This window comes from Xanthobacter sediminis (genome assembly GCF_043195015.1).
In the GTDB taxonomy this organism is placed as follows: domain Bacteria; phylum Pseudomonadota; class Alphaproteobacteria; order Rhizobiales; family Xanthobacteraceae; genus Xanthobacter.
The window spans coordinates 17462-29515 of sequence record NZ_JBAFWH010000004.1 but is presented as its reverse complement, the minus strand read 5'-3'; the positions used below and the strand labels follow the sequence as shown (position 1 = coordinate 29515).

General features: G+C 69.1%; 11 protein-coding genes. 2 read left to right on the top strand and 9 right to left on the bottom strand.

Going from position 1 to position 12054, the window contains the following annotated elements; all coding sequences use genetic code 11:
* Window positions 1-412 precede the first annotated feature (412 nt).
* The 7 genes from ccoP to V5F61_RS06115 form a co-directional block, all read right to left on the bottom strand.
* Complete coding sequence (gene ccoP, locus V5F61_RS06145; protein ID WP_393987925.1) at window positions 413-1297, bottom strand: cytochrome-c oxidase, cbb3-type subunit III; 885 nt, start codon at window positions 1295-1297, stop codon at window positions 413-415.
* Between the two features lie 4 nt (window positions 1298-1301).
* Window positions 1302-1463 carry a cbb3-type cytochrome c oxidase subunit 3 gene (locus V5F61_RS06140; RefSeq protein ID WP_393987926.1) on the bottom strand — a complete coding sequence of 54 codons (162 nt, stop codon included), beginning with the start codon at window positions 1461-1463 and terminating at the stop codon, window positions 1302-1304.
* A gap of 3 nt (window positions 1464-1466) precedes the next feature.
* Window positions 1467-2213: a cytochrome-c oxidase, cbb3-type subunit II gene (gene ccoO / locus V5F61_RS06135; RefSeq protein ID WP_393987927.1), complete on the bottom strand. Its 747-nt coding sequence runs from the start codon at window positions 2211-2213 to the stop codon at window positions 1467-1469.
* A 13-nt stretch (window positions 2214-2226) separates the two neighbouring features.
* Window positions 2227-3849, bottom strand: a complete 1623-nt coding sequence (gene ccoN / locus V5F61_RS06130; protein ID WP_394104016.1) for a cytochrome-c oxidase, cbb3-type subunit I — start codon at window positions 3847-3849, stop codon at window positions 2227-2229.
* Window positions 3850-4313: 464 nt separating this feature from the next.
* Window positions 4314-5351: a tryptophan--tRNA ligase gene (trpS, locus tag V5F61_RS06125; RefSeq protein ID WP_393987929.1), complete on the bottom strand. Its 1038-nt coding sequence runs from the start codon at window positions 5349-5351 to the stop codon at window positions 4314-4316.
* 261 nt (window positions 5352-5612) lie between these two features.
* A complete protein-coding gene (gene murJ / locus V5F61_RS06120) occupies window positions 5613-7196 on the bottom strand; it encodes a murein biosynthesis integral membrane protein MurJ (protein WP_393987930.1) in 1584 nt (527 codons plus the stop codon).
* Between the two features lie 208 nt (window positions 7197-7404).
* Window positions 7405-7887: a hypothetical protein gene (locus tag V5F61_RS06115; RefSeq protein ID WP_393987931.1), complete on the bottom strand. Its 483-nt coding sequence runs from the start codon at window positions 7885-7887 to the stop codon at window positions 7405-7407.
* 168 nt (window positions 7888-8055) lie between these two features.
* On the opposite strand from V5F61_RS06115, the gene V5F61_RS06110 reads away from it, so the two are divergent.
* Together V5F61_RS06110 and V5F61_RS06105 are read left to right on the top strand one after the other, a co-directional pair.
* Window positions 8056-9033, top strand: coding sequence for a tyrosine recombinase XerC (locus tag V5F61_RS06110; protein WP_393987932.1), 978 nt, complete (start codon window positions 8056-8058; stop codon window positions 9031-9033).
* A gap of 104 nt (window positions 9034-9137) precedes the next feature.
* A complete protein-coding gene (locus V5F61_RS06105; protein WP_393987933.1) occupies window positions 9138-9575 on the top strand; it encodes a VOC family protein in 438 nt (145 codons plus the stop codon).
* Window positions 9576-9960: 385 nt separating this feature from the next.
* Here V5F61_RS06105 and lpdA read toward each other — a convergent pair whose 3' ends face one another.
* Together lpdA and V5F61_RS06095 are read right to left on the bottom strand one after the other, a co-directional pair.
* Window positions 9961-11364 (bottom strand): dihydrolipoyl dehydrogenase, encoded by a 1404-nt coding sequence (lpdA, locus tag V5F61_RS06100; RefSeq protein WP_393987934.1) that lies wholly within the window; start codon window positions 11362-11364, stop codon window positions 9961-9963.
* A gap of 37 nt (window positions 11365-11401) precedes the next feature.
* Window positions 11402-12049, bottom strand: a complete 648-nt coding sequence (locus V5F61_RS06095) for a LysE family translocator (RefSeq protein WP_393987935.1) — start codon at window positions 12047-12049, stop codon at window positions 11402-11404.
* Window positions 12050-12054 lie beyond the last annotated feature (5 nt).

Below are 12054 nucleotides of genomic sequence, written 5' to 3'. Positions count from 1 at the left end.
CCGGGCCTTTGCCTCTTTGGGAGCGTTAAAATATTCATGCTCTAGAATGTGTGGCGCTGTCATGTGGTCGAAAGGCCTCACCGGCATTTCGTCGCGCGGCAATCCGCGCGGGAGCCGCGCCCCGACGGGCGCCCCCGCTCACGTGGCACAAGCCGCGGCGCGAATATTCCCACGCCTCACGTGCCCATCACCAGGGCAGATTGCGGGGAGATCGCCATCGTCTCGCGCGAACCAAACTGCGTGAGGGCATTCATCTAGAACGATTGCCGCGATCAGTGCGAGCGGAAAACGCTTTGGGCGAGCGGGGCATGCGGGACCTCCGCATCACCGGCCCCGGCATCAGCCCTCCGCAAAAACGAAAACCCCGGGCGGAGGACGCCCGGGGCATCGCGTTCCTGAACCTGAAAGCTGGTCAGCGACCGCCGCCGAGGGAATGCACGTACACCGTCAGCACCTTGATGGTGGTCGCATCCAGGCGGTTGTGCCACGCCGGCATCACGTTGCCGCGGCCATTGGTGACCGCATACTCGATGGTCGCCTTGTCGGAGCCATAGAGCCAGATGTTGTCGGTCAGGTTCGGGGCGCCCAGCTCCTGGTTACCCTTGCCATCCTCACCGTGGCAGGCGGCGCAGTTGGCCACGAAGACCTCCTTGCCCTGCTCCGAGAGAGGCGAGGGCTTGTCCAGGCCCGAAAGGGTCCGCACGTAGCTCGCCACCGCGGAGATCTGGGGCTTGGTCAGGATGCCGTCGCGACCGAAGGCAGGCATGGAGCCCACATGAGCCTGATCGTCGCCGGACCGGATGCCGTAGCTGATGGTCTGGTAGATCTGGTCGAGGCTGCCGCCCCAAAGCCAGTCATCGTCGTTCAGGTTGGGAAAGCCCACGGCGCCGCCGCCGCCCTGGCCGTGGCAGGGGGCGCAGTTGTCGGCGAACGCCACGCGGCCCTGGGCGCGGGCCAGGGTCAGCAGCGCGGGGGTGTCCTCGATCTGCTGCAGGGAGGCATCGGCGAGCTTGGCGGTGCTCTCCGCCCGCAGCGCCCTGAGGTCGTCGAGCTGGGTGCTCACGGCAGTGCGCGAGTTCCAGCCCAGCACGCCGGGGGTAGCGGAGGAGATCAGCGGCCACGCCGGGAACATGATCCAGTAGGCGATGGACCAGAGGATCGTGGCGTACCACACCCACAGCCACCAGCGCGGCAGCGGGTTGTTGAGCTCCTCGATGCCATCCCACTCGTGCCCGGTGGTGGTGACGCCGGTGACCGGGTCGAGCCGGCCCTGATGGGAATTCTGATTGGTGCTCACGGGATCAATCCTCTTTGAGCGGAATCTTTGCGGCGTCGTCGATTTCCTTCTGCCGCTTCTTCCCGGGCCAGAAGGCGTAGACGACCACCAGAACGAAGGCGAGCACGAACAGCACCAGACCCCAGGTCTGAGCGATGCCGGCCAGCCACTGGTAAGTCTCCGACATAGCTCACCTCACGTTCGCTTTATTGTCGTAGAGCTTGAAGTCCACCAGCGTGCCGAGCATCTGCAGATAGGCGATGAGGGCGTCGGCCTCGGTGATCTCGCCGGGGTTGCCGTCGAAATCACGCACCTGGGCCTTCGGATAGCGCTTCTGCAGCCCCTCGGCGTCGGCGTCGGTTGTCGCCTGGGTGGTCAGGTCGGCCTGCGCGTTGGCGATCATGTCCTCGGTGTAGGGCACGCCCTCCCACGAGAGCACCTTCATGTCCTGCGCGATGTGCTTGACGTTCAGGCGGTTCTGCGAAAGCCACGGGTAGGCCGGCATGATGGAGGCCGGGACCACGGAGCGCGGATTGTGCAGATGCTCCTGGTGCCACACGTCCGAATACTTGCCGCCCACGCGGGCGAGGTCCGGACCGGTGCGCTTGGAGCCCCACTGGAAGGGGTGGTCGTACATGCTCTCGGCCGCCAGCGAGTAGTGGCCGTAGCGCTCCACCTCATCGCGCAGCGGGCGGATCATCTGCGAGTGGCAGTTGTAGCAGCCCTCACGGATGTAGATGTTGCGCCCCGCCAGCTCGAGGGGGGTGTAGGGCCGCATGCCCTGCACCGTCTCGATGGTGCTCTTCAGGTAGAAGAGCGGGGCGATCTCCACCAGACCGCCGATGGAGATCACGAAGAGGATCCCCAGCATCAACCAGTAGGTGTGCTTCTCGAAGATCTGGTGCTTGGCCCAGATGGACGTGCCTTGCGACGCCATGGGTCGTTCTCCCTCATTCCGCGGGGGCGAGGGCGAGCTTCTGCTCGGCCACCGCCTGCGGCATGTTGATGGTCTTCCACACGTTCCAAGCCATGATCAGGCCGCCGATCACGAACAGCAGACCGCCGGTGGCGCGGATGACGTAGAGCGGATGCACGGCCTCGACGGTCTCGATGAACGAGTACTCAAGGAAGCCGAGGCTGGTGTAGGCACGCCACATCAGGCCCTGCATGATGCCCGCCACCCACATGGAGGAGATGTAGAGCACGATGCCGAGGGTGGAGATCCAGAAGTGCCAGGCGATGGCCTTCACCGAGTACATCTGCGGCTTGTTCCACAGCCACGGCACGAGGCAGTAGATGGCGCCGAAGGAGATGTAGGCCACCCAGCCCAGCGCGCCGGAATGCACGTGGCCGACGGTCCATTCGGTGTAGTGGCTGAGCGAGTTCACCGCTTTCACGGCCATCATCGGGCCTTCGAAGGTGGACATGCCGTAGAAGGCCACGGACACCACCATCATGCGGATCACCGGGTCGGTGCGCAGCTTGTCCCACGCGCCCGAGAGGGTCATCAGGCCGTTGATCATGCCGCCCCAGGAGGGCATCCACAGGATCACCGAGAAGGTCATGCCCAGGGTCTGCGCCCAGTCCGGCAGGGCCGTGTAGTGCAGGTGGTGCGGGCCGGCCCAGATGTAGATGAAGATCAGCGCCCAGAAGTGGACGATGGACAGACGGTAGGAATAGACCGGCCGCTCAGCCCGCTTGGGGATGAAGTAGTACATGATGGCCAGGAAGCCGGCGGTCAGGAAGAAGCCCACCGCGTTATGGCCGTACCACCACTGGAACATGGCGTCCTGCACACCCGACCAGTAGATGTAGGACTTGTCCGAGAAGAGGGACACCGGGATGGTCACGTTGTTGCCGAGATGCAACATCGCGATGGTGATGATGAAGGCCAGGTAGAACCAGTTGGCCACGTAGATATGGGGCTCGCGGCGCTTCCAGATGGTGGCGACGAACACCAGCAGGTAGGTGACCCACACGACCGTCAGCCACAGGTCGGCATACCACTCGGGCTCGGCATACTCCTTCGACTGCGTGATGCCGAGCAGGTAGCCCGTGCCCGCGATCAGGATGAAGAAGTTGTAGCCCACCATCACGAACCACGGCGCCAGATCACCCGCGAGGCGGGCATGCGACGTGCGCTGCACCACATAGAAGGAGGTGGCGAGGAGCACGTTGCCGCCGAACGCGAAGATCACCGCCGAGGTGTGCAGCGGGCGCAGCCGGCCGAACGACAGCCAGGAGGTGTCGAAGTTCATCGCCGGGAAGGCGAGCTGCCAGGCGGCAAGGTCACCCGCGAGGAAGCCCGCGACGCCCCACACCACCGCGGCGACCACGCCGAATTTCACGACGCCGAAATTGTAGTTGGGCTTGCCGTCGATGAGCTGCGGCACATCCCCCGCCGGGCGATCCATATAGCGGTTGCCGATGGCGAACACCGCGGCGATGGACCCGGCCGCGAACAGATAGGCGTGGAAGGCGTAGGCCGGGCTATAGGCCTTCGCCGCCACGATGATGGAAAGGAAGGCCAATACCGCGAAGACCACCAGCAGGGCGGCCTCCCCGAACCGCATGGACTTCGCCGGGGCCGGGATTGGATCTTGGATTGTCGACATTGCAGAACCCCTTGCGCCGAGGCGTGACACTGCACCTACGGAGCCTCCAGCGCACCATGCGCGTGAGGCTCATTTTCTCCTTGATACAGGTCAAAGGTGCGTGATGTCGCGCGGCGCGTGGGCGCTGCGGCTGCGGGTCGCGCCAAAATGACGCTTTTCCCCCGCTTTCGGCGGGCAAAATCCCGCGCGTGCCTCAAGGCCCCCAGTCGCCCCGCCGACGAATCCCCTCACCCGCCTGCATCCCACACGCCGGACAATGCCCGGCGCCCTCCCGCCCCGCACCGAGGCGCGGCAGGGAAACTCTCGTGATGTCGGCGCCTGGGCCAAAGCCCCGGCCCCGGCGCGCGGCCGCATCCCTCCGGAAGCGGCCGCGCCAGCGTCTCATATCCGACGCGGAGCGCCGATTGCGGCGCCCTGCGCGCTCATGCGCGAACCATGCCAACGATGTCCTTCACGTCGCGGATGGTCTGGTCGGCGATCACGCGCGCGCGCTCAGCCCCGTCGGCGAGAATTGCGTCGATGGCGGAGACGTCCCCCATCAGGCGCTGCATCTCGGCTCCGATCGGGCCGAGCTTCGCCACCGCGAGATCCACCAGCGCCGCCTTGAAGGCGGAGAACTGGCCGCCGCCGAAATCCTTCAGCACCTGGGCCTTGGAGCCGTCCGAAAGGGCGGCGTAGATGCCCACGAGGTTCTCCGCCTCCGGCCGGCCCTTCAGCCCCTCTTCCTCGGAGGGCAGGGGCTCGGGATCGGTCTTGGCCTTGCGCACCTTGCCGGCGATGGTGTCGGCGTCATCGGTCAGGTTGATGCGGGAGAAATCGGAGGCATCCGACTTCGACATCTTCTTCGCCCCGTCACGCAGGCTCATCACGCGCGTGGCCGGCCCGGCGATGAGCGGCTCGGTGAGGGGGAAATAGCCCTCCCCATGCCCGCCGGTGGCGATGGAGGGGGCGAAATCGGTGTTGAACTTCTGCGCGATGTCGCGCGTCAGCTCCAGGTGCTGCTTCTGGTCCTCGCCCACCGGCACATGGGTGGCGCGGTAGAGCAGGATGTCGGCGGCCATGAGGGTGGGATAGGCGAACAGGCCCACCGAGACGTTCTCGCGGTCCTTGCCGGCCTTCTCCTTGAACTGCGTCATGCGGCTGAGCCAGCCCATGCGGGCGACGCAGTTGAAGATCCAGGCCAGCTCGGCGTGACCGGACACCTGGCTCTGGTTGAACACAATGTGCGCCTTAGGGTCGATGCCGCAGGCGATGAAGGCGGCCGTCACCTCGCGGGTGTGGCGCTTCAGCTCCTCGGGGTCCTGCCAGACGGTGATGGCGTGGAGGTCCACGACGCAATAGATGCACTCGTGGCTGTTCTGCAGCTCCACGAAGCGCTTGATGGCGCCGAGATAATTGCCGAGGTGCAGGTTGCCCGTGGGCTGCACGCCGGAAAAGACACGTTCTGCGACCGCCGCCATGGCGAACTCCTGAAGGGCGCGCCGCGCCCCGCTATCCTGGATCGAAGGGCGGAGAACCCGCCCCTTCCCGCATGAAACCATGCTGCCGCGCAGCGACCCGGACCGGCCGGAAACGCCAAGCGGACGCGAGAGCGGAAAGGCGCTGCCGGCGGTGCCGGCCCGGGCGGGAGACGCCCGCGGCCAAAGGGCCGCGCCAGGGCTTCATGCGGAACGGGGGCGTCATGCCACCCCCGCCCCGCCGATGCAAGAGAGGGCCGCCCCTCAGCGCCCCATGCGGCCGACGAGGCGCTTCAGGGCGAAGGCGCAGCCACCGTAGACCGCCACCCCGAGCCCCACGAGCACCGCCAGCCGCGCCGCCCGCGCCAGCTCCCCCGCACCGGGCGTCCAGCGCGCATCCGCCGCCGCCACGCACCCGCCCATGAGCAGCGCAGCCACCCCCAGGCCGAGGCCGGTCAGAGCCACGCGCCCATCAAAGGCGAGCGCACCGCGCCGCGCCAGCAACACGCCGAATATGGCGAGCGACGCCCAGGCGGAGACCGCGACCGCCGCCGCCGCCCCCACAGGCCCGGCCAGCGGCGCGGCCACCGCCGCGGCGGCAAGGCACAGGGCGAGGGAACCAAGGGCAATGCGCTCCGCCCCGCGCACCAGCCCCGAGGCGGCGGCGGTGGCGGAAAGAATGCGTTCCAGCCCCTGCGCCGGCAGCGCCAGGGCGAGCACCGCCAGGAGCGTGGCGGTGAGCGCGGAATCCTGCGCATCGAACGCCCCGCGCTGGAACAGCACCACCACGATGGGATGGGCGAGCGCCGCCAGCCCCGCGGCGGCGGGCAGCGCGAAGGCAAGCGCCGCCAGCACCGCGTTCGAAGCCGCCTCGGCCCCCGCGCGGCCGTCACGCGCGGCGGAAAGGGCCGCCTGGCGGGCGAGCAGCGGCACCAGCACCGCCCCGGCGCTCGCGCCCACGAGGCCCAATGGCAGGTCCATCAGCCGCTGCGCATAGTTGAGCGCGGCCACCGCCCCTTCGGTGCCCGAGGCGAAGGCGGCAGCGATGATGATTCGAAACTGGCTGAGCCCGGCGAACAGCAAGGCGGGCGACGCGGCGCGCAGCACCGTCCATGCCGCCGGCCACGGCAGCCGCGCGCGCTCCCCTTCGGCGGGCAGAACGGCGGGCCGCGCCGGGCACCCCCGCGCAGCCGCCATCATCAGCAGCCATTGGCTGAAGCCGGCGGCCACCGTGGCGACGGCGATGGCGAACGCCGCCGTATCGCTCGCCAGCAGCCCGCGCGCCAGCAGCACGAAGATGACGGCGAGCACCGTGAGATTGGCGGCGAGCGGCGCCAGCGCCGCCAGCAGCACCTTGTGCGCGCTGTTGGCGATGCCGCCATAGATGGCCGCGAGCCCGGCGAGCGGGAGGTAGAGCACAGCCACTCGCCCGCACAGGATGGCGACTTCCGCCCGGTCACCATCGGGCACGAAGCCGGGCGCCAGCAGGCGGATGAGCTGCGGCATGAAGAAGGCCGCCACCAGCGCCAGCGCCAGCAGCACGCCACCGAGCACCAGCAGCACCGCGCCCGCGAGCGCCCGCGCGGCGCGCGGCCCCGCCTCTTCCGCCCGCACCAAGGCGGGGATGAAGGCGAGGTTGAAGGCCCCTTCCGCCAGCAGGCGCCGCGCCAGCAGCGGCAGGGAGAGGGCGGCGGTGAGCGCATCCGCCACCGGCCCCACGCCGAGGATGGCGGCGGTGGCCGCATCCCGCACGAAGCCGAGCACCCGCGAGGCGAGGGTCGCGGCCGAAACCATGGAGGTGCGCGCGGCAACGGCGCGGGCCGGCGAGGACCGTGCGGGCGAGGACATGGCGCGGGCTATGCCGTGTCCGGCAGCAGATGTCGAGGGGCGCAGCCCTCGCCCGCCGCCGCGCCTCTCGCCTTGGGGAGGGGCCCCGCGCCTGCCCTGCCGCCCCTGGAGTGCTTTCCGCTCGCATTGGCTCGCGGCAAGCGCTCCTGATTATCGCGACTACGCATTTTCTTCACGCGAACCGGCATCTGCTTCGCTTGAAAATGCCTTAAGCGGCCTGCAGCAGCACGGGCGCGCCGGGCAGCAGCACCGAGAAACGCTCGGCCTCTGCCTGCGCCTCGGCTTCGTGCGCGAACGCCTCCCAGATGTAGCGGTCGCGCTGGATGCGCGTGCGCCCCTCCCGCTCCTGCGGCCAGGCGGACAGGACGAGGAACGGCCAGCCCGCCGCCGGCGGCGCGTAGAGCGCCACGAACGGCGCCCCGCGCGAGGGTGTGGCGCAGGTGGCATCGGGGCCGGAGCGGAAATTCAGCCGGCCGGGTTCCGGCTGGGGAATGGGACGCTCCAGGGCAGCCGCCAGGGCGGCATGCTCCGCCGGTGTCTCCACGATCCAGCCCTTGTAGGCGCGGCCCACCTGGATGGAAACCGGCTCCGGCAGCCGGCCCAGCACCATGTCCGGCAGGCCGGGGCGGAAGGCGGCATAGGTGGCGGTGGGCAGCCAGTGACACAGGGGGCGGCTGAAATCGACCGGCATGGGCTTATGGTCTCAGGAGGAAGCAAAAGCGCCATGCGCCCGAAGCAAGTTCGAGGCCGTATGCTCGCACGGTTCGGTCGGGCGTGAGCGAAATGGAAACCCGGCGGCTCCATCCTGCGCGAGAAACAGCCACCGCCGCGGGTATGCTCCGGCACCGGGAGGACCGCCATGGCCATGACCGATCGAGACCGCGCCGCGCGCGCCGCCCATGGGCTGATGTCGGCGGCGGCGCCCGATGTCGCGGCGGCGGCGGAAGCCTGGCTCGCCCGCCTCGCCCACGAGCGCCGGCTGTCGCAGAAGACCCTGGAGGCCTACGCCCGCGATCTCGCCACCGTGCTGCGGCAGCTCGCGCTGCATCTGGGCGAACGGCCCGGCCTGCCCGCCCTCGCGGCGCTGAGGCCCCTGGACGTGCGCGCCGTTCTGGCGGCCCGCCGGGCCGATGGGGTGGCCCCGCGCACGCTGGTGCGGCTGCTCGCCGCCGCCCGCTCCTTCGCCCGCCACCTGGAGCGGGAGGGCCAGGGCAAGGTGGGGGCCCTTGCCGCCGTGCGCGCGCCCAAGGTTCCCAAGAGCCTGCCGAAGCCGGTCTCCATGTCCGCCGCCCGCGCCCTTTCCGATCCCGCGACCCGCGCGGGCGAGGAGCGCGAGCCCTGGGTGCTGGCCCGCGACGCCGCCGTCATCGCCCTGCTCTACGGGGCCGGCCTGCGCATCTCGGAAGCGCTCGGCCTGACCGCAGGCGCGGTGACGGCGGGCACCGACCAGATCACTGTAACCGGCAAGGGCAACAAGACACGCATGGTGCCGCTCATCGCCCCGGTGGGCGCGGCCATCGCCGAATACAAGCGCCTGTGCCCCCATGTTCTGACGCACGAGGGGCCGCTGTTCCGGGGCGCGCGGGGCGGGCCCCTCTCGCCGCGCATCGTGCAGTACGCGGTCGCGGCCATGCGCGGGGCGCTGGGCCTGCCGGAAAGCGCGACGCCCCATGCGCTGCGCCACTCCTTCGCCACCCACCTGCTGGCGCGGGGCGGTGACCTGCGCGCCATTCAGGAGCTGCTTGGCCACGCCTCCCTCGCCACCACGCAGATCTACACGGAGGTGGACACAGCCGCCCTCATGGCCGCCTACCGCGCGGCCCACCCGCGGGCCTGAGGCGGCGGCACGGTCGGGTGATTTTCCTTTACAGAAATATGTCGTCTTTTAAGAAAGTTGAACGCCAACAAATGGCCCCCTCCGCTCCGCCATCGAGGCCAGTCATGACGCCGGTGCGTCCCGTCATCGAGCACATGTCGCTGGGAACCACGGATCTCGCACGCGCCGCCGCTTTCTATGACGCGGTGCTGGCGCCACTCGGCCTCACGCGGGTGGCGCGGGAAGCGGAGCCGGACGGCGATTCCGCGTGCTGGGGGCCGCCCGGCACCCTGCCCGCGCCCGAGGGCGTGCCGGGCTCTGCGCCCTTCTGGCTTGAGGAGCGGGCCGGGCGGCCCATCGCCTGCCCACCCGGCTTCCACCTGTGCTTCCACGCGCCGGACCGCGCCGCCGTGCACGCCTTCCACGCTATCGGCCTCGCCCACGGCGGCATCGACAACGGCGCTCCGGGCCCACGGCCTCAATATGGAGACAGCTACTACGCCGCCTTCCTCAAGGATCCCGACGGCTGGCGCATCGAGGCGGTGACCTACGCCCCGGAGTAAGGCCATCCGCGTCACGCTCCCCCGAGAGCCTCGGTAGAAACCATTTATTAGCCGAAACACCGGATGTTTACCCTATCGATCGGCCCTGCCGATACTCCAAGTGACCTCCTTGAAGCCCCTCCGGACCCCGGTCCCGAGGGGCTCTTTTTTGGTGCGCCGCCCCGGCGGAAACGAAGCGGGCCGGCGCGGGGTCTCCCCCGGCCAGCCCGTATCTCAAGCGGCGCGCGCGCCAATGCGGATGTCATTGAGCCGGAGGCCAGCGGCCACCCGACGGATGAGACCGGGGGCAGAGGCGGCCTCGGCCCTGACCGGCGCCCGGCAGGTTTCGCGCGGGCCCCCAGGACCTGACAAAAGGCCCATGAGCCGAGCTCACGGGCCCTTCGCATCACATGTGGATGGCGCGCTTCTCGACGGCCATCGCCGCCTCCTTCACCGCCTCGGAGCGGGTGGGGTGGGCATGGCAGGTGCGGGCGAGGTCTTCGGACGAGCCGGCGAACTCCATCAGCACCGCGCATTCGTGGATCATCTCGCCCGCCTCGGGGCCGATGATGTGGGCGCCGAGCACCCGGTCGGTGGCGGCATCGGCCAGGATCTTCACGAAGCCGTCGGTGGTGTTGTTCACCTTGGTGCGGCCGTTGGCGGTGAAGGGGAACTTGCCCACCTTGTAGGCGATGCCCGCGGCCTTCAGCTCGTCCTCGGTCTTGCCGACGGAGGCGACCTCCGGGAAGGTGTAGACCACGCCGGGGATGACATCGTAATTCACGTGGCCGGCCTTGCCCGCCAGCATCTCCGCGCAGGCCACGCCCTCGTCCTCGGCCTTGTGGGCCAGCATGGGGCCGGCGATCACGTCGCCGATGGCGTAGATGCCGGGCACGGACGAGGCATAGTGCGCGTCGGTGACGATGCGGCCCTTCGGGTCCTTCGCCACGCCCACCTCCTCCAGGCCGAGGCCGGCGGTGTAGGGAATGCGGCCGATGGCCACCAGCACCACGTCGGCCTCCAGTACCTCGGCGGCTCCGCCGGCGGCGGGCTCCACGGAGATCTTCAGGGTCTTGCCCGAGGAATCCACGCCCGTGACCTTGGTGCCGAGCTTGAACGCGAAGCCCTGCTTCTCGAGGATGCGCTGGAAGGAGCGGGCCACTTCGCCGTCCATGCCGGGCAGGATGCGGTCCAGGAACTCCACCACCGTCACCTGGGCGCCCAGGCGCCGCCACACGGAGCCGAGCTCAAGGCCGATGACGCCGGCGCCCACCACCACGAGCTTGCCCGGCACCTTGTCCAGCGACAGCGCGCCGGTGGAGGAGACGATGCGCTTCTCGTCGATCGTCACGCCCGGCAGCGGCGCGACATCCGAGCCGGTGGCGACGAGGATGTTCTTCGTCTCCAGGGTCTCGACCTTGCCGTCGGCGTTCAGCTTCACCTCGACCTTGCCGGGCGCCAGGATCTTGGCGACGCCCATGTAGACGTCGACTTTGTTCTTCTTCAGCAGGAACTCGACGCCCTTCACGTTGCCGTCGACGCCGCGATCCTTGAAGGCCAGCATGGCCTTGAGGTCGAGCTTGGGCGCGGAGACGCCGATGCCCATGTCGGCGAACTTGTGGCCGGCTTCCTCGAAGAATTCGGAGGCGTAGAGCAGCGCCTTGGAGGGGATGCAGCCCACGTTGAGGCAGGTGCCGCCATGGGTGCCGCGCTTCTCGGCAACAGCCACCTTCAGGCCGAGCTGGGCAGCGCGGATGGCCGCCACGTAGCCGCCGGGGCCGGTGCCGATGACGATGAGATCGTAGGACATGAGAATTCCCTCGTGGTGAGAGGCCGCCGCGCCCGACTCAGGGCACCGTGGAGGCCCTTTGCAGAGCGACCCGGATGCCGAGGCCGATGAGGAGCGCGCCGGTGATCCGGTTGAACCAGCGGCCGAAACGGGAAAGGCCGTCACGAACGGCCCGCCCGGTGAAGAAGAAGGTGACGGCCGTGAACCACGCGACGGCGAACACGGCGAGAGAAAGGGAGTAGACGCCCTGGACGGCGAGCGGCGTGTCCGCGCTCACCACGGTGCCGAACAGGGAAAGGAAGAATAGCACCGCCTTGGGGTTCAGCGCATTGGTGAGGAAGCCGAGGGCGAAGCTGCGGCGGCCGGACACGGCGGCCCGCGCAAGTCCTTCAGCTTCGGGCGCCTCGCCCGAAGGGGCCGGCGCCGCCCAGGTCCGCACGCCCACATAGACGAGGTAGGCCGCGCCCAGCCACTTGAGCACCATGAAGGCCGGCAGCGAATGCGCCACCAGAAGGCCCAGGCCAGCCAGCGTATAGCCGGCGTGGCACAGGAGCGCCGCGCCGATGCCGAAGCTGGCGAGCACGCCCGCGCGCCGGCCGTGCACCACGCTCTGGCGCGCCACCATGGCGAAATCCGGCCCCGGGACGATGGCCGCGAGCGCGAACACCGCCATCAGGGTCAGATATTCGGAAAGGTGGCTCCCCATCGTTC

What these genes read in the sequence shown, in the direction of transcription:
- trpS (WP_393987929.1), bottom strand. Translation starts at nt 5,351, where the DNA reads ATGGCGGCGGTCGCAGAACGTGTCTTTTCCGGCGTGCAGCCCACGGGC.
- ccoN (WP_394104016.1), bottom strand. Translation starts at nt 3,849, where the DNA reads ATGCGGTTCGGGGAGGCCGCCCTGCTGGTGGTCTTCGCGGTATTGGCC.
- ccoO (WP_393987927.1), bottom strand. Translation starts at nt 2,213, where the DNA reads ATGGCGTCGCAAGGCACGTCCATCTGGGCCAAGCACCAGATCTTCGAG.
- V5F61_RS06110 (WP_393987932.1), top strand. Translation starts at nt 8,056, where the DNA reads ATGGCCATGACCGATCGAGACCGCGCCGCGCGCGCCGCCCATGGGCTG.
- V5F61_RS06115 (WP_393987931.1), bottom strand. Translation starts at nt 7,887, where the DNA reads ATGCCGGTCGATTTCAGCCGCCCCCTGTGTCACTGGCTGCCCACCGCC.
- V5F61_RS06140 (WP_393987926.1), bottom strand. Translation starts at nt 1,463, where the DNA reads ATGTCGGAGACTTACCAGTGGCTGGCCGGCATCGCTCAGACCTGGGGT.
- V5F61_RS06095 (WP_393987935.1), bottom strand. Translation starts at nt 12,049, where the DNA reads ATGGGGAGCCACCTTTCCGAATATCTGACCCTGATGGCGGTGTTCGCG.
- V5F61_RS06105 (WP_393987933.1), top strand. Translation starts at nt 9,138, where the DNA reads ATGACGCCGGTGCGTCCCGTCATCGAGCACATGTCGCTGGGAACCACG.
- lpdA (WP_393987934.1), bottom strand. Translation starts at nt 11,364, where the DNA reads ATGTCCTACGATCTCATCGTCATCGGCACCGGCCCCGGCGGCTACGTG.
- murJ (WP_393987930.1), bottom strand. Translation starts at nt 7,196, where the DNA reads ATGTCCTCGCCCGCACGGTCCTCGCCGGCCCGCGCCGTTGCCGCGCGC.